This window comes from Idiomarina abyssalis, assembly GCF_019797805.1.
Taxonomy (GTDB): Bacteria; Pseudomonadota; Gammaproteobacteria; order Enterobacterales; family Alteromonadaceae; genus Idiomarina; species Idiomarina abyssalis.
In genome coordinates this window covers 343,556-363,425 of record NZ_CP081832.1, presented here as the reverse complement: position 1 = coordinate 363,425, position 19,870 = coordinate 343,556, and the positions used below count along the sequence as shown (strand labels likewise).

Here is a 19,870-nt window from a genome sequence, read left to right as displayed (position 1 = left end):
TTATTCCGTACCACCTACGGTCATTGAATCCAGTTTCAGGGTTGGCTGACCAACGCCTACGGGTAAACTTTGCCCATCTTTACCGCAAACGCCCACACCTTCGTCCAGCGATAAATCATTCCCAACCATAGACACTTGTGCCATGGCTTCTGGTCCGTTACCAATAAGTGTTGCACCTTTTAATGGTGTGGTGATTTTCCCGTCTTCAATTAAATAAGCTTCAGACGCAGAAAAAACGAACTGCCCTGAAGTAATATCGACCTGACCACCCGCAAACTGGGGGGCGTAAATCCCTTTTTTCACACTACCGATAATCTCTTCCGGACTGTGCTCGCCGGCCAGCATATAGGTATTGGTCATTCGCGGCATCGGCAGATGAGCAAAGCTTTCGCGGCGTCCGTTTCCGGTCGTTGCCTGACCCATTAAACGCGCATTCATTTTGTCCTGCATGTAACCGCGCAGCACGCCATTCTCAATCAATACGTTGTAACCACTCGGCGTGCCTTCGTCATCAATACTCATTGAGCCACGGCGATCACTCAGTGTGCCGTCATCGACAATAGTGCAAAGTGGTGAAGCCACTTGCTCGCCAATTTTACCGGAATAAGCAGACGACCCTTTACGATTAAAGTCACCTTCTAAACCATGGCCAACCGCTTCATGCAACAGCACACCCGGCCAACCCGATCCCAGAACCACCGGCATATTGCCCGCAGGTGCCGGCTTTGCTTCTAAATTAACGAGCCCCTGACGTACAGCTTCTTCAGCAAAACGCTGCCAACGCGCGTTACCGCTTTTCTCTTCCAGGAAAAACTCATAACCCACGCGAGCACCACCACCGGCGCTTCCGCGCTCGCGGCGGCCGTTTTGCTCGGTGATGACAGAGCAATTTAGACGAATTAAGGGGCGTTTATCCGTTCCCAGAGTACCGTCTGTTGCAGCGACCAGAACTTCATCGTAACTGCCACTAAGGCTCACGACGACCTGGCTCACTCTTGAGTCCTGGGCACGTGCGTGGGCATCTACTTTTTTTAGTAATTCGATTTTTTCATCTTCAGATAAGGTATCCAGCGGGTTAAGCGCTTCATAGCGCGACTTTGCCTGCACCGATTTCAACGCCTGGACTTTTTTACTTTGTCCCTGACGGGCTATACCCCGGGCAGCTTCGCTGGTACGTTTAAGCGCATTCAAAGTAATTTCATCGGCGTACGCAAAACCGGTTTTTTCGCCTTGCACCGCGCGCACGCCCATACCGGTTTCTATATGAAACGCTCCGTCCTTAATAATGCCATCTTCCAGCACCCAGGACTCATTGACACTGTGTTGTAAATAAATATCAGCAAAGTCGATATCACCGCTATAAAGTGTTGATAACGCGTTGCTTATTTCGTCTTGTGACAGTTCGTAGTCAGTTAGTGTCATGTCTTTTGTACAACCTCAAATTGATTCTGTTGCGCCACCGGCATTTGCTTTCGAATGGATTCTACATCCGCTAAGTCAACGCTGGCAGAGATAATTCCTTCGCCCTGCTCCTGCTCGACCAGTATTTCACCCCAGGGGCTAACAATAATCGAGTGCCCATAGGTTTCGCGGCCATTATCATGCTGTCCGACTTGGTTCGGCGCTACAATAAACACCTGCTGCTCAATAGCTCTGGCCCGAACTAACGCATGCCAGTGAGCCTTCCCTGTAACCTGGGTGAATCCGGAGGGTAAAACAATGATATCGGAGCCCGCCTGACGCAATGCTCTAAATAACTCTGGAAAGCGCAGATCATAACACACTGACATACCAACCACACCTAAGTCGGTTGCGGCTGTTACTACTTCAGTGCCGGGTTTCGTCCATTTTGACTCCCGGTATTTTTTGGTGTTATCTGCAACATCGACATCAAATAAATGAATTTTATCGTAGCGATTGACAATAGAACCGTCAGGCCCGAAGAGTAACGATGCCGCAGAGAAACGTTCGCCTGCCGCTATGGGTATGGTGCCGGCAACCAGATAAATACCATGCGCTTTTGCCAGCGAAGCCAACTGTCGCTGTACTTCACCGTCCTGATAGGTTTCAGCCATGTCCAACTGCGCACGATCACCAGCACCGAAGCAACAAAACGCTTCCGGCAACACCACCAGTTGCGGACGCGCAGCGGGAAGTCGCTCTAATAACTTAGCAACAGTGGTCAGATTATCTTGCGGATCCGGGCGACTGCTCATCTGCAGCGCCGTCAGTTGCACTTGTGTCATCATCTGCCTCGGAATCGGTTGAGTTCTCTTCCAATTCTGGCAAATCAACAGGGCGGCTGTCACGTTCTATTTCTTCAACTACCGGATCATCAATGGTTCCTGTCACCTGATACCGCAAGCGAGAAATGACTTTAGCGTCATGCAGTACCTTGTCAATAAACAAAGCGGCAAGGCCGCTGGGCGGGTTAACCATCCAGGCCAGGATAATAGGAAGGCTGGAAGTCACTTTAGGTGCATAAGTCAGATTATAGTTTAACTCGCCGGTGTTCATGTCTGTCCACCCGCGAATTTCCATATCGCCGGCGGAGCCTAATAGTTGCGCGTCATTGGTGTTGGCCACGCCGTCTTCAACCTGAACGCTCCCGGTTAAGTCAGTAAAGAACATTCCCTGAGAGAAGATGTCACGGAAATCCAGTGTCAACTTACGTAGAATGCTGTCCAGACTCAGCATAGAAAACAAACGGGCACCACCATCACTGACTTCGGCCAAATAACCTTTCTCTAAATCCCATTTAATTTCACCATTGAGTGACTCCCACTCGAACTGATGTAGATGGTCTTGCCAATTCAAATCAAAATCAATGACCGCCGCGCTGTCCCTTATTGCGGTTTCCAAACCATAATCGCGTAATAAATCGCCCAAATCTTCGCTACTTAGGCTACCGGACAAAGCGCTGAATCCCCGCTCTTCTGAATGCCGCCAGAACCCTGTCAGTGTCAGCTCGTCACTGTCCTTTTTAAGCGTCATTTTTTCAATACTGAAGCCGTCATCAAGAGGACTAAGAATCAACTCTACTTCACCTAAGTCTTTTTCATCGATACGGCAACTACGGCACAGAAAATTCAATGGAGGGACTTTTTCAAGCCAGCTCCAGTTCGTTTCATTCGATTCCTCCGGTAATTCAAAACCCGTGCTTAAGGCTAAATAATCCGCTCTAATGCTGATACCTTGCTGCACAAAATTCTCGGGGATTGTCGCGCTTAGCACGGCGTTATTCGCGTCTACGCGGGCTTGCCAGCCTGACTCACCAGGCCATACCTGGATATCGGCCTGATTAAATCTCTGCTGCCCCCAACGCAACTGAGGTGTTTCAATACTAATAGAGTCCGGCAACCACCCATCACCACTGCTCTGCTGTTCACTATCAACACCTGCTCCCTCTGCCAGAGCATAGATAACTGAGTACCACTGTCCAATATCCGCTTGAGGTAACTCCGCATTCACAGCAAACCCGGTAAAATTGCCCGGCTCATCTGCTGAAGATACTTCTCCGACATTCAATACGGCTTGCTGCCATCCGTTACTACCAGGCTGCCAAAGGCTGTCCCAGCTAAGGCGATCATCGATATTGGCGCGCAGTCGCAGTTGGTCACTGTTCCCATTGAGACGAACTGAGAGCTGCCAGCCCTCTCCAAAGTCCTTTTGCAAAGGTTCGGGCAGTGAGGTTTCCAGACCCGTCAAATCAAACTGTGACTCGAGTTCAACACCAACATCTTCGTTACTAAGGCGCAAAACTAAGTCCGCTTCGCCGTTAACCGCACCATAGAAAAACGGTTCCCATTGCGGGTAAGGGAGTTGTTCAAACAAAGGCTCGCTTTGCCAGTCTATTGCCGTAGTGATATCGAGCAGGTACTCCTCATCACCTAACTCACCAGACACCTGAGTATCTATTGGCATTCCATACCAGTTTAAACGTAAACCCTCGGTGCTGACGCTACTGTTCTCTACCGTTAATTGCCCGTTCGTTATGTCAAAGGTCTGCTGTAATGCCTCAACGGTAATTGAAACCCCTTTCAGCGGCGTGCTGACTTCTACCGCCACTTCACGAGAACCATTAAACGGAATGTCTAATTCAAACGCCCCCTCAACCTCACCTCTAGGGTTAAGCTGCAATAGGGTTTCAGTCACGCTATCAAGCGGAGACTGTTCAAAAACAGGAAGTAAAGATTCAGCCTTACCACTCACATTCGCCTGTACTTGCAAGCCCTGCTCCGCATCCGTTAAATCAGGAATTTGGGCATCAACCTGCTTCACCTGTACTTCGTTAATGTGGCCGGCATTCGCTGACATCAGCAAGGCTTTGTTATAGAAGTCTAATTTTATGGGTGCGTTTTCTAACGGCAACCAGTTCGGTTGAAACCGGTAGCTCAGAGTATCGAAGTCAACACGCGCGTTGAAAACGCCATTCTGTTTTTCCCCCGGAAACTCATTGACCGGCCCGCGCCATAGTACTTCAAGACCTTTGGCCTCACCGGATACTAAAGCATTAGTGAGGTAATCTTTGACGCGCTGCCCCATAACTGAGGGGAGCAATGTCCGCGCTGTTGAGACAGAAAAAGGTTGTTGGGTTGACAGTAGCGCATCAACTTGAGGGGTATCCGCTCCGTTACCAGTAAGCTGTCCACTTCCAGCAAGAAGAAAATCGTCCTTGGCTAATTCCATCTGTTCTAACCGGACTTTCCAGTGTTTGGGTTGCACTAGCCACGAACCGGATAAGCTCAAAGTATCAATATCCCATGCCTGCGTTGGAGACAAGCTATTGCCTGCAAGCCGAACATTACGACCATCGACACGCCAATACCCCTGGTTTGCGGTGCTATTTACCACTAAATCCAGGCCATTAAAACTTGGCAAACTATCGTTACCATCGGCAGATAAATTTTCACTTTTCAACGACCACTGCCGGCCAGAAACCGGGTGCATCCGATACCGAAAACTTGCTTTGCCATTAAGACCCAGGGCCATCAATCCGTTGGTATCAAAGTCGACAGGAATTAAAGGAAGCAGACCAATGACTTCACCGATATCCATATCGTCGATGCTAATATCATGAACATCAGTCAATTGCTGCCAGGCAATACGGGGGATGTCTAACTGACCAACAGAGGTGTTCACTGTCATAGGTAAGCTGTTGATAAGCCACCCTTCAGCTTCCGGCCTCAGAATAATTTCGCCCTCCGGGAGCTGAAGCCATTTAAGCTCATCGGCTCCGGCATCCAGCCAGGTGATGCGGTTATCTCTTAGTTTAAGTAACCCCTCAAACAACTGACCGTTACGAACATCTAGCCAGCCGGTGAAGTTAACATTCGAAGCTTGTACATCAATATCCCCCAATTGTTCTTCTAACCAGGGACTAATGTCGACATTTTGTGAATCGACGTAAAATTGACCATTAAACTCTGACCAACGATCACCTCGTAAATCAATAATAAAATTAAGGCTGTTGGTGGCAAAGTCTTCCATTCTGAACTGACCTATCCCCTGGTGTTTTTTGCCTTCATTTGTCCAGGACAGGCGATCAATATCAATTTTACGGGTCACTCCACGCAGATTGGTCAGTAATAATTCGCCATTATTCAGTGAAAACTTCTCTAACTGCTGCAAAAACAAACGGTTAATGTAGTCGATATTTAATTCTTCGGTTTCATCAAGACCGGAAAATTTCCTCAGATCCAAAGCTATGCGTGCATCTTCCAGAATAAACTGCTCAGCAATCAACTGTCTGTCCAACAGCGTATTCCAGAAATCCAGTACAACATGAACTTCACCGACGCGCACTTGCAGAGGTGACTTCTCACGCTCCAGTAAAACAAGATTATCGAGGACAACAGAAGGGCCTTCTCTGGTCCAGGTCATAGACAGGTCGCTGATACTCACGGGTTGCTGAAAACGGGCTTCCAGCTGCTCTTCGAGAGGTTCAGTTAAATCGGGCAGGTAAGGCAGGCTGTAGCGCAATAAACTCAGGCCGACCGCAACCAGCACCAGCACAATAGCCAGCGTTAGCCAGAGTTTGTTTAAAATCCACGACAGAGTACGCATTAGCCTTACATCATGACAACGTCGAATTGTTCCTGATTATACAAGGGTTCGGTTTGTATCTTTATTTGACGCGAAACAAAGAGCTCAAGTTCAGCCAGAGCATGAGATTCTTCATTAAGTAAGGCTTCACTTACCTGAGCGGAGGCGTAAACAACGAACTTATCCGCTTCGTAGGCTTTGTGCACCCGGACAATTTCTCGCATAATTTCATAGCAGACCGTTTCCACGGTTTTCATACTGCCGCGTCCAAGGCAAACCGGGCATTCGGAACACAAAACATGCTCCAGACTCTCTCTGATGCGTTTACGGGTCATCTCAACCAGGCCCAGAGAAGTAAACCCATTAATGGTCGTCTTTGCACGGTCTTTAGCCAATGCCTGCTCCAGACTATGGAGAACCCGACGCTTATGCTCTTCATCCTGCATATCAATGAAGTCGATAATGATAATGCCACCCAGGTTTCGCAAGCGTAATTGTCGGGCAATAGACTGTGTTGCTTCGATGTTGGTATTAAAGATGGTTTCTTCCAGATTACGGTGACCAACAAAAGCACCGGTATTAATGTCTACCGTTGTCATGGCTTCGGTCTGATCAATAATCAACGATCCACCTGACTTCAAATCGACCCTGCGGTCTAACGCGCGCTGCATTTCATTTTCCACGTCGAACAAGTCGAAAATGGGGCGGTCACCGGTATAATACTCAAGTACGCTGGTCAATTCCGGAATAAAGTCCTGGGTGAACGTTTTTAAGGTGTCAAAAGTCACCTTTGAATCCACTCGAATACGCTCTATTTCTTCTCCGACAAAGTCTCTCAATACGCGACAGGAAAGATTGAGATCTTCGTACAACATGCCCACTTTGCGCTGTGATTTTTTGCGGGCTTTGATTTTATCCCACAACCGGAAAAGAAAATCTGCATCACCCCTTAAAGACTGCTCAGAAGCGCCTTCTGCCGCTGTTCGTACAATGAATTTCCCGTCAACCTTACTAACTTCTTCAGCCAATTGACGTAAGCGTTCACGCTCATCACCCTCTTCAATGCGCTGAGAGACACCCACATGGTCGCTCTTGGGCATAAAGACCAAATACCTTGAAGGTAGGGTTATATCGGTTGTTAAACGCGCTCCCTTGGTTCCCAGGGGGTCTTTTACCACCTGCACCATAATGTGCTGCCCCTGGTGGACCAACTCGGTAATCTTTTGCTGAGGCTTTTCATCCGGTTGAGGCAGGTCATCGCCGTCCACCTGAACAACAATGTCGGAAGCGTGTAAAAATGCGGCTTTGTCCAGGCCAATATCAATAAAGGCCGCCTGCATACCCGGCAGCACTCTGGACACCTTACCCATGTAGATATTACCGACTAGCCCACGCTTTGCCTGGCGTTCAATATGGACTTCCTGCAAGATGCCATTTTCAACAAGCACAACACGAGTCTCTGTGGGGGTCACATTCATTAAGACTTCAACGCTCATCGACTTCACCTTCCATTTCGAACATCCGCAATAGTTGCTCCGTTTCATATAAAGGTAAGCCAACAACCGCAAAGTAGCTACCGTCGATGCGCTTTACAAACTTACCGCCATAGCCCTGAATACCATAGCCAGCAGCTTTATCGTGCGGCTCTCCGGTTTCCCAGTAGGCTTCTATTTCTTCATTGGTAAGCGCCGCAAACTCAACCTGAGTTGTTACCACGGCGGTTTCCTGCTCCTGAATACTACGACCATTCCAGTAGCAGACACTGACGGACGTTAAAACCTGGTGCGTCTGCCCTGACAGCTGCTTCATCATTTGGCTGAAATGCTCGTAGTTTTCAGGTTTTTCCATAACCTGCCCCTGAAAACTGATTAAGGTATCAGAGCCTATAACCAGACAGGCTTCGTTTTGCCTTTTCGCTACAGCCTGAGCTTTTTCTTCAGCCAGCCGGGTCACATAGGCCATAGCAGTCTCATTCTGAGCTCGGCGCTCTTCAATTTCAGGAACATAACAGTCGAAAGGCCGATGCAGTAAGGTCAGCAGTTCTCTGCGCCTTGGCGACGACGAGGCAAGCAAAAGACGCATCAAACTACCCCAAACTGACGACGGACTTTTCGTAATAACGGAAACACCCAAAGCCAGAATACAGCCGATGTTAGTACCGGCCAGAAATAGGACAGTGTAAATTCAGCGTCATGCAAAAACACATTCGCCTCAAAGACCACAAAGCGTTTAATAAATATAAGTAAAGCAATGACCAGCGCCTGCTGAATTAAGGCAAAGTTGCGAATACGCTGAAAGTGGCGCGCAGCAAAATAGGTAACCACCACCATGCCTAACGCGTGAACACCCACAATAGAGCCTAATAAAATGTCACTTAAAACCCCAAGAGCTAACGCTGTGCCCATATTAACCCGATGTGGCAGAGCTATTATCCAATACAACATGACCAGAGTCGGCCAGTCCGGACGGAAGGTATCGAATGCGGCAGGCATCGGCATCACCATAAGCGTAAGTGCAATGACGTATGTAACCAGCAAGGTGATAAACCCGGGTTTAACCACAATCATTCCTCGTCCTCATCGAAAATTGGTTGCTGCTCACCTTCACTCGGCCATAGTAAAAGCACATTACGAACACGGTCCAGAGCGCTGACAGGGTCAGCAAATACCGTCGCAAAAGGCAACGACTCATCTCTAACAATACTGCTGATTCGCGCGACGGGATAGCCTTCAGGAAATACCCCACCCAAGCCTGATGACATCAGTAAGTCACCTTTTTGTAAATCACTGCTGTGTGGGATAAACATGAGCTCAAGGCGACCAATATCACCGGTTCCCTGTGCCAATACCCGAATGTCATTGCGCTCTGAGCGCAAAGATATTGCGTGGCTTTGGTCAGACAACAATAAAACACGGGCGGTATTTCCGCCAACATCCTGCACCTGACCAATAATACCATTGCTGTCGAGCACCGGCTGTCCTTCATAGACGCCACTCAGGGTACCCTTATTGATGACCAACTGTTGTGAAAACGGCTCTGATGCAACCGCAATAACTTCCGCTACCATACGACGAGCGGAGTCGCGTGCATCGGACCCCAGCAATTCTCGCAGCCGTTTATTTTCATTCTGAAGAAAGCGAAGCTGCTGTTGCTCACCCTGTAACTCAAGAATCGCCTGCTTCAGGCGTTTGTTCTCTTCGCTGAGCTGAGAGGTTGTTTTTACCGATTCAGACAAGCCGTCCAGTATCTGCTCAGGCAAAATAGCCAGGTACTGCACTGGAGCCACTAACGAATTGAGAAATAGACGGACAGGCTTCATCGCTTGTAGGCGATGATCAATAAAAATCAGTAGAAACGAACAGGCTAGTGCGAGCACTAGCCTGGAGAGTAAGGATGGACCTCGGGCAAACAGAGTTTTCATGAATTACTCATAACTGAATAAATCACCACCATGCATATCAATCATCTCTAAGGCTTTACCGCCACCGCGCGCAACACAGGTGAGCGGATCATCAGCAATAATGACCGGAATACCGGTTTCTTCAACCAACAGGCGATCAAGGTCTTTCAGTAACGCACCACCACCTGTCAGAACCATACCGCGCTCTGAAATATCGGATGCCAACTCCGGTGGCGACTGTTCCAGTGCAACCATGACGGCACTGACAATACCCATTAGCGGCTCTTGCAGAGCTTCCAGTATTTCATTGCTGTTTAACGTAAATGAGCGCGGAACTCCTTCAGCCAGGTTGCGTCCACGTACTTCAATTTCTTTCAACTCTTCACCCGGGAAGGCTGAGCCAATTGAATGTTTAATACGCTCTGCTGTTGCATCACCAATTAACGCGCCAAAGTTACGGCGGACATAATTGATAATTGCTTCATCAAATTTGTCACCACCAATACGTACCGATGACGAGTAGACCACACCGTTTAATGAAATGATGGCAACTTCAGTTGTACCGCCACCAATATCAACGACCATTGAACCAGTCGCTTCGGATACCGGTAAGCCAGCACCAATAGCGGCCGCCATAGGCTCGTCAATCAGGTAAACCTCGCGTGCTCCTGCACCCAGTGCCGATTCACGAATGGCGCGACGCTCAACCTGAGTTGAGCCACAAGGAACACAAACTAAAACTCGCGGGCTTGGGCGGAAGTAATGGCTGTCGTGCACCTGCTTAATGAAAAACTGCAGCATTTTCTCGCACACATAAAAGTCTGCAATGACGCCGTCTTTCATTGGACGGATAGCACGAATGTTCCCTGGCGTACGACCCAGCATTTGCTTTGCTGCTGCCCCAACGGCGGCAATCGATTTTGGCCCACCAGAGCGTTCCTGACGAATGGCAACAACAGACGGCTCGTTCAGCACAATACCTTCGTCTTTGACGTAGATAAGCGTATTCGCTGTTCCAAGGTCAATTGAAAGATCGTTTGAAAAAAGGCCGCGAATTTTTTTAAACATGAAGCGGTATATCCCTACTTATAAGCTAACAGAGTGACAGCAAAGAGCTCAGTAAGTACTTACTGAGCTCTTACAACACGGAATCCAATGTAGTTGGAGTTAAAATCTGACGGAAGTTCCATTTTTGTAGAAACTCTTGCCAAACTTGGCGTAAAGTTCCAGGCGCCGCCCTTCACTACCACACCGTTATCGGTTTCAGTCCACTCCCAGACATTACCGACTGTATCGTACAGTCCCCAAGGGTTACGATGGAAGCTGGCGACTGGAGCCGGACGTGTGTTTGACCAATCTGTACCGCAGTTACGGCAGTTTGCTTTACCATAACCAACATCATTTCCCCACCAAAAATCTGTTTCAGAGCCGGCGCGCGCAGCGTATTCCCACTCGGCTTCTGTTGGAATGCTGTATTTAAAACCGCTCTTTTGAGTTAACCAGTCGGCGTATGCTTTAGCATCATTATAACTCACACAAACAACCGGCGAGCTATCTGACTGCTTAAAGCCCGGATTTTTCCAGCTTAGATTGTCGTTAAACTGAGGGCGGCCATTGCTAAGGCTTGCACATGTGCCTCGTTTCTCGGCATCAGTGACGTACGCAGTATCTTTTACGAAATTACTAAATTGCTCAACGGTTATTTCAGTGTCTGAAATACCTAAAGCCGTTGGAATTTCACGTGTTTCAGCAGGGCGTTCATTAGGCAAACCATTGCCTACTAGATCACCCATTTTAAATTTCCCGGCAGGGACAACGACTAATTCCGGGCCACGAACGTCACGGAATAGAATGTCCTGAATTTTCTCGCCACGAGTAAAAGAATACTCTGACTTCTCTAAATCAGCTCGAATAGAGGTTGCATCTTTTAATACTATTTTCTCTGCATAAGCAGAGTATCCGTACTTAAGAACTTCAATTTGGTGTTCACCACCTGGCAACATCACTTCTAACGGTGTTGAGCCATAACTTACTCCATCGATAACAACTTCATCATCATACACGTTCGAGCGTATGGTTAACGGGTGCATGACGGAGCTATCAACCGTTTCCTCATCACCCGCTTGCAGCTCCCCCGGCCGTTGCTCCGCCGCGCAGTAGCGCATATCAACATTCAGCAGAGTACATGCCTGACTTTGCGGCAGCTGCCCTCTCAGTTCCACAGCAAGTTTGACGCCATAATTACCAGCACCACTGAAGCCATTGCTAACGGTTTTTGAACCTAAGATTTGAACGTTCGGGCTCGCTTTTTCAATATTTTCACGTGCCAGCGACGATTCACTTAAGCCATCTAAAATTGTATTGAGATACTGTTTTGAGGCCTTTTGCTTCGCCATCAACTTACCGCGGTTCTCACACTGCGCCAACGTTTCCTGACGATCACAGCTAATGGACTGGCTCACTTCCAGTTCACCCGTGCGGTTAAACTCGTTCTCTAACCGGTCGACCCGAGCTAAGTTACGCTGCTCTTTTAAGGTTTCAATTTCATTAATTAGGCTGTGCTTACTAACACGCGCTTCTTCAACTTCACGCGCCTTTTCATTCACCAGGCTAACCTGCTGCTTAATGTCCGCTTTATTTTGCTGGTGAGCCATGACCGCTTGCTTGTATGCTTCCTGAGCGCCAGCAATATCAATTGTGGGGTCTTCTACCAAACGCTGATAGCGGTCATTCATTTCCGCTAAAGCCGATTCGCGCTTTGACTCCAGCTCGCTATTGCGTTCACGCAAGTTTTGTAGCTTTTCACGCAGCTCACGCTCTTCTTGTTGAAGCGTATTAACGGTGCCAGAAAAGTTCTCAAAGTCGCTCTCTAGAGTCGAAATTTGGTTAGCAATTTCTTCGACAGTCATCTCCTGCTGAGCAAGAGCCGTCGAGGCGAATGTCAATGTAGAGGCCATTACTAGGGCCAGTCGAGCCAATCGCATCATGTTCCCATTCCAAGCTTGAAAAAATAACAAAGCGGCGTAAAAGCCAAAGCTGTAATCGCGCTATAGTTATTGTAATAATATTGAACGTTCGTCAACGTCGCGCATTTTTCGTTTAAACTCTGCTTTATGCTATTTGCTTGTCAACAAAAGAGCAAGAGGCATTGTCATCGAATTGTCGATTATTCATCATAAATGACTCTACCAGCCCACTTCACGCCAGTAAATTTGGCGATCGCGACCGCGATAAATACCGAATGTGCCCTCGGCTTGCGGGTTTTCATCAAAGTCGCCATCTCCTGACCAGTCATACTGTAAATATGCAGGCACTTGAGCCTCAAAAAGAAACGAGTAGGGCTCACTTTCTTGCTCCGATACCCAACGGAATAACTCGTTAATATCAACATCTGAGGGGTTCAGTAACCCATCCCTGACGCTAAGTTCGGCCGGCGTTGTTTCTAACGCCGGGTACGGTCCGGCTGTTAGGTCGTCGCGCAATTGAATGTCTGCGCGAGAAAATGTCGAGCAAGCATCCTTTTCATTTGTAACAAAGCTTTCGCCCTGCCAATATTCAACAGCTCCGGCAACTGGCATGACATCGCCCATAGCCGCGTACGTATCTTGCAGGTTAACACGACCATAATATAGAGAGGAACTATCCAACCGGGCGGCCCCGTTCATTGCAGGTAGCTCACTATTTTCGAGTACCGAGTAGAAGTTACCATCTTCTTGATCGTCGAGTTGCCATCCCAGTATGTAATTTTCATATGGACCATCGGGCTGCTGTGACAATAACCGGGACACAGTCACACTAGCGGAGCCTATAAATTGGCCGATGCCATTGTCCCATTGCCAGTTATTTGCCGGGTTTTCAGATACTGAATGTTCAGATAACGGCTCTGCCAGACCACTCTGGTCATCATAGGCATAAAACAGAGGTATGGCCTTCGCGAGCGAGCCATCATAATTTGCCGTTACTGCGCCGCTAGCATTAACCGCTCTTGCTGACAGTTCAATCAACTGCGGTTGCCCCATGTAATAAAAATCTGTGCAAGTACCGGCAAATTCCGCGGTCAATGGCTCAAACGCGAAAGGAATGAAGCGACCAATGTTATGATCAGTGATAATCGTTCCTGTGCCAAGATAATCTTGGTCCGCAATTTGAGCAGTAACTCTAGCATTGCCGACTTCGGTATAAGCCACTGTCGTATTATCAAAGCGAATCGATCCGATATCCTGCGCTATGAAGTTGCCGGCATTCTCTATATTACCATCATTCTCTGAAGGCAAAACTGCATCTGCGATACTCGCTATATTCAGTGTCTCCTGTGGAGTTTCACGACCAAAATTCGGCGTTACCTCGCCACCCGCATTAACCGCTTGCAACGACATCGAGAACGCCTCGCCCGCCTTCGCCAGAATGTCACCACTATAATTGCTCACGGTTTGTAGCGAGATTTCAGCCGGTTTATAGACAAAGTCGTTCGACACACCTTCAATCACTTTGCCATTAGGCAGTTGAGCTTTTGCGTGTAACTTCACCTGGCCAGCATCACCGTATTGAACCGTAAATAGATCCTCTCCATCAACAAAGTCTGTTACAACAGCTGTCCATCCTTCAACAACACCGCTGCCATTCTCTTCTAGTTCGTCGATTTGAGTGTTATCAACTGTCATTTGTGCATAAGGAAACTGAGTAAAGTCGCTACAGCTGCCTGGATTTACGCAATACATTCCCATATCGACTTCATTTACCTGTTCGGCCACGACTTCACAGGCCTTAGTTTCATCATTAAGTCGAACAACGGAAAGCGTACTGGAGAATGGCACTCCCGAAACCTGATTTGGAATCGCTCCAAACTTAAGACCGGTATCACTAAAGGTTATCTCACAATTTGAAGTTAAATTGCCATTAACGTAACACTGCGTCGGGTTCAAAGCTCCTGGCGTTGTTTGAATATCATCAACGGCTAGCGTGTAGTCACCCGCTTCTAACTGGCTTAACTCAACATTTGCCGTAGGTGCTACTACAACTGGGTTCGGACTCCACTGCCCCGCACTCTGAGAAAGGTAGACCGTGCTGCTAACAGGTGAATAACTTGAACATGACTCATCCGCACATGCTTCGATAGTCACTTCCGTAGCTTCACAAGTTAATGCCGGGCTTGTATAGGACAACCGATAATGATCAGGCACTACAACCGGAGGCTCTGTATTGCCAGCTTCACAAAAATTGCCGCCATCCAGAGGTTCATCAGGGGCTCCATACGCTATTGTTGGCGAGAAAAACCCCGGAAAACCAAAAGAACTGGCCTGGCCTGCCAAACTCAGCGCCCCGCTAACCTCACTTCTGTTCCAGGGGAAAATACTTTCTTCGAAATACAAATTACCCTGAACATAAATATAACCGTTAATTTCTACGTCTTTTTCTAAATATAAATCACCCGTCACAACCAGAATCAGTTCATCTGCGCTGCCACCGATATTAATCCGACGGCCGGACTGTATGGTTAAATCACCATCAATATAAACCCGCGACGTCTGCCCGTTTGTTGAGTAGTTTGCGCCAACATCACCAAAATCACCAACTCGCAAATAATCTATAGGCTGTAGCGTTCCCGGCAATTGAGAGTTCGAAGCTCTGTCTGGCAAGTCAAAAGGCAAAGGTACGCTATTGGCCGGGCTGAACCCTTGAGGCCATACTGCCGAACATTGAGGGCGGGTGTTCGCACATGGCCGTGTTTGGTAATACAGAACTGCAGCAGTTGTCGGCGTGAAAACTCCGTCACTCAAGTAGACTTCATCAATTTCTCCACGAAAACTATTTTGTGAACTGCCCTGACCACCAATATAAAGTGTGGGCGTTACTCTGTCGTTAAGTCTTGTATCACCAGAGTAAGAGTTGGTATCGAACAGTTCACCGTCAATATACAAATAAAGAACGTTATTGTCGGCATTGTAGCTCGCCGCTATATGATGCCACTGGTCATCAAATAAATTACTCTGACCATTAAAGGCATTTCCCGCTTCAATTGTCAGCAGGTCACCATTTCTTTTACGTACTTCAAAGTATAATCCGCCGCCGTCGCTATCATCCTGCCGGTAGACTTCAAAACGCCCAGCATCTGTCTCTGTCGTGCCTTCCCCGAGCAGTAACAACGTCTGGTAGCTGTCGCTCGGGTTTTGTAACTCCGAGTCACCTTTAAACCAAAAAGCAACGGAAATGGTATTTGACTCCAGTGTCTGGTCGACACCCGGAACGCGCACCCGGTTGTCGCCATTGAAGCGACCATAACGGCAAGTACTCTCATCGTTTAAGGTTCTCGCGGGGTTAAAACCTGACGTAAACGCATTGCTTAACGCAATACCGTCATAAGAGTATGGTGAGCTATCGGCAACTTCTCCGGATGTACCACCCCACTGTAATTCATCAAACTGCCAGTAACCTATTGGATCGGGTAGGGTCTGTTGGCAGTCGCCTACATTACCGGGGGTGCTGCAAGTTTCGCCTTCAATCGTACCGCTATTATTAATTATTGGCGCATTCACATCACCCGTTACTGTACTTCCGGAGCCTATTGTTACCGTCCCTGCGCTACTAAGGTCACCTTCAACCGTTACGTTGTCCCCTAACGTTATATCCCCACTTGAACTAATATCTCCGGTCACCGTTGTGCCGTCGCTTATGACGATGTCACCGTCACTGTCGAAGGACGCATTCACCGAACTGTTTTCACCAATAGTAGTTTGCCCTCCCGATAAAAACTGCATATCCAGAGACGGGCCTTTACTGTTAATTTGAACTCCGTCAGCGAAGTCAATGGCTTCAACGATAATAACAACGCCTTCATTACCGGTGATTTCAATTTGATCGCCACTGTTGAGTGTTAAGGTTCCACAGGTGTAAGTCGTTCCATTTTGCGTACAGCCCGGCAGACTTTGGTTCGGCAAGTTGTACTTTTTGGCGTCGGCACTTACCGTGACCAGAAGACACGCAACGGCTAGTAAAAATAAATAGCGAGCTTTCATTTTTAATTCCCCACTCGCGTTTCTATTTGCAGCTGCCGTGATGCTCGTTGTGAGCCAGCTTCACAAACCGCGGTTGATGTCACCACAAGATGAGTAAAGGTCTCGCTATCAGCATCTGTGTAATTCTGACTATCGCAACTTATGGCTGCGTTACACTGCTGAAGGCCCTGGTTACCTGCGAAGCTGTAACTGGTGCCATCAAAGCTGCAGTTGGTAACAGGGTCATTATTTAATGGATAGACTTCCAACATGGCTTGCTCCAGCCCCGACTGCGCAGCTAAATAACTACGCGCTCCCAGCACTTCGGTAACCACACTTTCTGAGGTCGTCCTCAGCAGACTGGATAACACAGCTACCAGACCTCCGAGCACAACAATAACGAACACCGCAATAACTAAGGTATTCCCTCGCTGTTTACCGAGTTGTCGTTGCTGTCTGTTATGGCGCATTAGGGATGTGCACCTCACGGTAATAAAATACTTGTTCTTCAGCGGCTTCGCCGAATTGAAGTTGCAGAGTAATGATATTATTACTTTGCTGGTTATTCGCTTCTACGTCAAAAACAGCGGTACTCATGTTAATGTCTTGCGCAATTAGGTTTTCAGGTGCAAAACCACCAGAGGGTATTGGTTGCGTTTGCTGCCAACCATAGCCGCTCACCCTATATAAGTTACCCGCATTTAAACAGAAGCTGACCGGAGGGCTGCCAATATAAGCTCTTTGCAGTGGCGACTCCTTCGCGAACTGACTTGATGACTCTAAAGGCAGAGTATTCTCAAAGCTGGTAGACACATAGCCACTTGCTAGCTCTGCATAACGTTGTGGGTTATCTGAGTAGATAAAGTTTGCCCTGGTGGCATAAATAAAAATACGCTCATCTCCGCTTAGGCTCCAGCTTATATTGTCTTCATCTGAGCTCCCGGCAAAAGTCACAAAGGTCATTTCGTCGGCAGAACTGGGTCGTATTGGAGTATCATAATAAACCCCGGCGACTTTTGCCGGCACAAACTCAAGGCATTGACCACTAACCCGTACACTATTTGGAACCGCCCCCCGCACTTCCCGGGTCAAACGCTCAATGGCAAAACGGCTTTTCTCTATGGTCTGCAACCGCTCAGCACCGGTCGAAAACATTTGCGCGCCAATGCCAATAAACTGAAAACTAAAACCCGCCACTATGGCCAGCAACACAATAACAATAATGAGTTCTATTAAGGTAAAGCCCCGTTGCGCTCTCATCACCAGTTCCCTTTTATGGAGCTGAACTCTATGCGCTCGTCTTGAGGAGTAATAACTGTGACCGTTATTCTTTTAAGTTCATTTGCATTTTTTTCTGTGACACAAACAAATGCCTCAAAACCATTGTAACGATTCGGTGAGGAGCCACTCAATTCATCTCCACTTAGCCTCAAGCCGTTATAGTCGTCCACATCATCAAACTGTTCTCGCTGAGCTTCTTCGGCATTTGGGGTGCTACCGTCACCAGGACACGGAGCCGGTGTTGTGCAGCTCCCCGAACCTTCAGAGCAGCGTTCATACTGATTACCGATATTAGAATTTTCATCAAACCGCCGGGCCATTATTTCATTCATGAGACTTTGCCCAACTTCCGTTGCCCTAATCTGCTGCCAGGGGTCCACACTTTGACGAAAGAGCTGGCCCAACCCGGTTGTCACCACCAAAGTAACAATAGCAATAACCACAATGCCGGCAATAAGCTCAATGAGTGTGAAACCTGTCTGTTTATTGCGCATCAATAAAGCCTTCTTTATTAATGCTAATGGTTCGGCTTACGCCTAAATTTTCGGTAATCGTTATTGTGCAACCGCCAGTACAACCGTGTGTTGGCTGCCCTAGTGCATTGAAGCCAATAGTTAGGTCTGAAGGTGAAAACGTGATGTCATCTAAATTGCTGAGCTGAAGGCTATTGTCTTCGCTGTAAGGCGGGTTACCCAAAGTGCTTTCTGTTACCGAAATACTATAATCATTCACAGTATCTTGCATTGCTTGCTGCTGAACGGCTCGCAAAATACCCATCGCTTGTAAGCGGGCTGTTTGGCTTTTTGTGCCAGAATCACTAATAAATAAGGGGCTAGCCGATACGGCTAAGATACCGATGATGACCAGTATGATGATGAGTTCTATAAGAGTGAAGCCTCGGGACTTCATAGCTAGCCTTTAAAAAGCCCACAGCTGAATGGCTGCAGGCTCCTAAAGTCGGATTTAACAGCCAGTCGTTACAATAGTAATTACTGGAGGGGTATTAGAATCAGCCGCATCTGAATATGTCGCGTAACAGTTCGTGTCGGTAATATCCCCTACCGCTGCCGTTGTAGGATCTACTACTTGATCACCTGGAGCAATTGAAATGGTACCGCTATCTGCAAAAAACGCCCAATCTGTTGTTACTGTAGTAGCAGGATCAACATTTGTTGCATCTAAATTGGCAGCAGTAACAATGCCTGCCTGTGTCGCTGCTGGATAACCGTTCACAGTAGCTACACCATTAACAGTCACCGGAGCAGCCGAAGTGCCATCCAAGTCATCATCAATCGCAGCTCTTGCATATACTGTCTGAGTCGCGCCCTGCATTGCCCCTTTAAGACCTTTCACAGTCGAAGTACGAGCATCACTAGAAAAGTTAATAAACTGAGGCGCAGCAGTTACAGCCAGAATCCCCAAAACTACGATGACAATGATCAGTTCGATCAGAGTAAAACCTTTTTGATTGCGCATAATTAAAACTCTCAATTGTTGTTTAAAAATATTTCTATATAGAAATTATTGGTTATTGCTGTGAATACTCACGCCGCCATTGCGTGGATTATAAACGAAAGCGTTGCCCACTGTCAGATAATCATCACCCGACGGCGCTGTTGCTTCATTTTTTATGGTGTTTGTTAAATAATAAACACACATATCGTTACCTGCCGCACTGTCCTGTGTCACGTAAGTAAAATAACGGGTCTGCTCAAGGTTACTAAAATCGGTTGTAACCGTTGGTGCTCCTTGCAAAATAGACTGCATAACACTTACACAGTCCTCAGCTACCAGATTTTCGTCGTGCGCTGCGTCGTTGTCACCACTAACCGGGTATCCGGTATTGCCATCCACATAAAGCAGAATTTGGTCCAGCGATACTTCAGCCCCTGAACCCGTGCTGCTATCACCTTTCGGGCGTCCGCTAAGCTCCCACTCACCCCGAACAATGCCTACAGCACTGGCAAAACCGCCAGCTACGCCTTCAAGAGCTGCGTCTTCTGCGTCTGATGATACATCGGTAAACCGGGGAATAGCCGCGGCGGCCAATAACCCCAGAATAACCACCACGATAATCAGCTCTATAATAGTGAAGCCTTGCTGCTTTCTCATTTTAGTTCTCATACTAAAACTCCAGTGGAATCCATTTTAT

At 47.7% G+C, this 19,870-nt stretch carries 16 protein-coding genes; all 16 read right to left on the bottom strand.

The features are described 5' to 3' along the window. Positions 1-1,422 carry a metalloprotease TldD gene (gene tldD, locus K5X84_RS01790; protein ID WP_199494765.1) on the bottom strand — a complete coding sequence of 474 codons (1,422 nt, stop codon included), beginning with the start codon at positions 1,420-1,422 and terminating at the stop codon, positions 1-3. After that, positions 1,419-2,216: a carbon-nitrogen hydrolase family protein gene (locus K5X84_RS01785; RefSeq protein WP_222236408.1), complete on the bottom strand. Its 798-nt coding sequence runs from the start codon at positions 2,214-2,216 to the stop codon at positions 1,419-1,421. The genes tldD and K5X84_RS01785 overlap by 4 nt, the downstream gene beginning before the upstream one ends. Next, positions 2,188-6,066 (bottom strand): YhdP family protein, encoded by a 3,879-nt coding sequence (locus K5X84_RS01780; protein WP_222236407.1) that lies wholly within the window; start codon positions 6,064-6,066, stop codon positions 2,188-2,190. Before K5X84_RS01780 ends, K5X84_RS01785 begins: the two co-directional genes overlap by 29 nt. 5 nt (positions 6,067-6,071) lie before the next feature. Further along, positions 6,072-7,541 (bottom strand): ribonuclease G, encoded by a 1,470-nt coding sequence (gene rng / locus K5X84_RS01775; protein ID WP_222236406.1) that lies wholly within the window; start codon positions 7,539-7,541, stop codon positions 6,072-6,074. Continuing rightward, positions 7,531-8,127 (bottom strand): Maf family protein, encoded by a 597-nt coding sequence (locus K5X84_RS01770; RefSeq protein ID WP_222236404.1) that lies wholly within the window; start codon positions 8,125-8,127, stop codon positions 7,531-7,533. Before K5X84_RS01770 ends, rng begins: the two co-directional genes overlap by 11 nt. Then, the gene (gene mreD, locus K5X84_RS01765) at positions 8,127-8,612 is read right to left on the bottom strand and encodes a rod shape-determining protein MreD (protein ID WP_054489771.1); all 486 of its coding nucleotides are present in this window, start codon (positions 8,610-8,612) and stop codon (positions 8,127-8,129) included. The genes K5X84_RS01770 and mreD overlap by 1 nt, the downstream gene beginning before the upstream one ends. Then, positions 8,609-9,466, bottom strand: a complete 858-nt coding sequence (mreC, locus tag K5X84_RS01760; protein ID WP_199494770.1) for a rod shape-determining protein MreC — start codon at positions 9,464-9,466, stop codon at positions 8,609-8,611. Before mreC ends, mreD begins: the two co-directional genes overlap by 4 nt. Before the next feature lie 3 nt (positions 9,467-9,469). Then, positions 9,470-10,513: a rod shape-determining protein gene (locus K5X84_RS01755; RefSeq protein WP_126780974.1), complete on the bottom strand. Its 1,044-nt coding sequence runs from the start codon at positions 10,511-10,513 to the stop codon at positions 9,470-9,472. 59 nt (positions 10,514-10,572) lie between these two features. Then, on the bottom strand, positions 10,573-12,432 hold the full coding sequence (locus tag K5X84_RS01750) for a formylglycine-generating enzyme family protein (RefSeq protein WP_199494771.1): 1,860 nt from the start codon (positions 12,430-12,432) through the stop codon (positions 10,573-10,575). 198 nt (positions 12,433-12,630) lie between these two features. Beyond that, a complete protein-coding gene (locus K5X84_RS01745; protein ID WP_222236403.1) occupies positions 12,631-16,458 on the bottom strand; it encodes a DUF6701 domain-containing protein in 3,828 nt (1,275 codons plus the stop codon). Between the two features lie 2 nt (positions 16,459-16,460). Then, positions 16,461-16,907, bottom strand: coding sequence for a Type II secretory pathway component (locus tag K5X84_RS01740; RefSeq protein ID WP_199494773.1), 447 nt, complete (start codon positions 16,905-16,907; stop codon positions 16,461-16,463). Continuing rightward, positions 16,897-17,697: a PilW family protein gene (locus tag K5X84_RS01735; protein WP_222236402.1), complete on the bottom strand. Its 801-nt coding sequence runs from the start codon at positions 17,695-17,697 to the stop codon at positions 16,897-16,899. Before K5X84_RS01735 ends, K5X84_RS01740 begins: the two co-directional genes overlap by 11 nt. Continuing rightward, the gene (locus K5X84_RS01730; RefSeq protein ID WP_054489754.1) at positions 17,697-18,212 is read right to left on the bottom strand and encodes a type IV pilus modification PilV family protein; all 516 of its coding nucleotides are present in this window, start codon (positions 18,210-18,212) and stop codon (positions 17,697-17,699) included. The genes K5X84_RS01735 and K5X84_RS01730 overlap by 1 nt, the downstream gene beginning before the upstream one ends. Further along, on the bottom strand, positions 18,202-18,627 hold the full coding sequence (locus K5X84_RS01725) for a prepilin-type N-terminal cleavage/methylation domain-containing protein (RefSeq protein WP_054489752.1): 426 nt from the start codon (positions 18,625-18,627) through the stop codon (positions 18,202-18,204). The genes K5X84_RS01730 and K5X84_RS01725 overlap by 11 nt, the downstream gene beginning before the upstream one ends. A gap of 54 nt (positions 18,628-18,681) precedes the next feature. Then, the gene (locus K5X84_RS01720; RefSeq protein WP_222236401.1) at positions 18,682-19,194 is read right to left on the bottom strand and encodes a prepilin-type N-terminal cleavage/methylation domain-containing protein; all 513 of its coding nucleotides are present in this window, start codon (positions 19,192-19,194) and stop codon (positions 18,682-18,684) included. A 45-nt stretch (positions 19,195-19,239) separates the two neighbouring features. After that, positions 19,240-19,842 (bottom strand): prepilin-type N-terminal cleavage/methylation domain-containing protein, encoded by a 603-nt coding sequence (locus K5X84_RS01715; RefSeq protein WP_054489747.1) that lies wholly within the window; start codon positions 19,840-19,842, stop codon positions 19,240-19,242. Between the last annotated feature and the right edge of the window lie 28 nt (positions 19,843-19,870).

What these genes read in the sequence shown, in the direction of transcription:
- K5X84_RS01750 (WP_199494771.1), bottom strand. Translation starts at nt 12,432, where the DNA reads ATGATGCGATTGGCTCGACTGGCCCTAGTAATGGCCTCTACATTGACA.
- K5X84_RS01730 (WP_054489754.1), bottom strand. Translation starts at nt 18,212, where the DNA reads ATGCGCAATAAACAGACAGGTTTCACACTCATTGAGCTTATTGCCGGC.
- K5X84_RS01785 (WP_222236408.1), bottom strand. Translation starts at nt 2,216, where the DNA reads ATGAGCAGTCGCCCGGATCCGCAAGATAATCTGACCACTGTTGCTAAG.
- K5X84_RS01780 (WP_222236407.1), bottom strand. Translation starts at nt 6,066, where the DNA reads ATGCGTACTCTGTCGTGGATTTTAAACAAACTCTGGCTAACGCTGGCT.
- mreC (WP_199494770.1), bottom strand. Translation starts at nt 9,466, where the DNA reads ATGAAAACTCTGTTTGCCCGAGGTCCATCCTTACTCTCCAGGCTAGTG.
- K5X84_RS01740 (WP_199494773.1), bottom strand. Translation starts at nt 16,907, where the DNA reads ATGCGCCATAACAGACAGCAACGACAACTCGGTAAACAGCGAGGGAAT.
- K5X84_RS01770 (WP_222236404.1), bottom strand. Translation starts at nt 8,127, where the DNA reads ATGCGTCTTTTGCTTGCCTCGTCGTCGCCAAGGCGCAGAGAACTGCTG.
- tldD (WP_199494765.1), bottom strand. Translation starts at nt 1,422, where the DNA reads ATGACACTAACTGACTACGAACTGTCACAAGACGAAATAAGCAACGCG.
- K5X84_RS01720 (WP_222236401.1), bottom strand. Translation starts at nt 19,194, where the DNA reads ATGCGCAATCAAAAAGGTTTTACTCTGATCGAACTGATCATTGTCATC.
- K5X84_RS01715 (WP_054489747.1), bottom strand. Translation starts at nt 19,842, where the DNA reads ATGAGAACTAAAATGAGAAAGCAGCAAGGCTTCACTATTATAGAGCTG.
- K5X84_RS01745 (WP_222236403.1), bottom strand. Translation starts at nt 16,458, where the DNA reads ATGAAAGCTCGCTATTTATTTTTACTAGCCGTTGCGTGTCTTCTGGTC.
- mreD (WP_054489771.1), bottom strand. Translation starts at nt 8,612, where the DNA reads ATGATTGTGGTTAAACCCGGGTTTATCACCTTGCTGGTTACATACGTC.
- K5X84_RS01755 (WP_126780974.1), bottom strand. Translation starts at nt 10,513, where the DNA reads ATGTTTAAAAAAATTCGCGGCCTTTTTTCAAACGATCTTTCAATTGAC.
- K5X84_RS01735 (WP_222236402.1), bottom strand. Translation starts at nt 17,697, where the DNA reads ATGAGAGCGCAACGGGGCTTTACCTTAATAGAACTCATTATTGTTATT.
- rng (WP_222236406.1), bottom strand. Translation starts at nt 7,541, where the DNA reads ATGAGCGTTGAAGTCTTAATGAATGTGACCCCCACAGAGACTCGTGTT.
- K5X84_RS01725 (WP_054489752.1), bottom strand. Translation starts at nt 18,627, where the DNA reads ATGAAGTCCCGAGGCTTCACTCTTATAGAACTCATCATCATACTGGTC.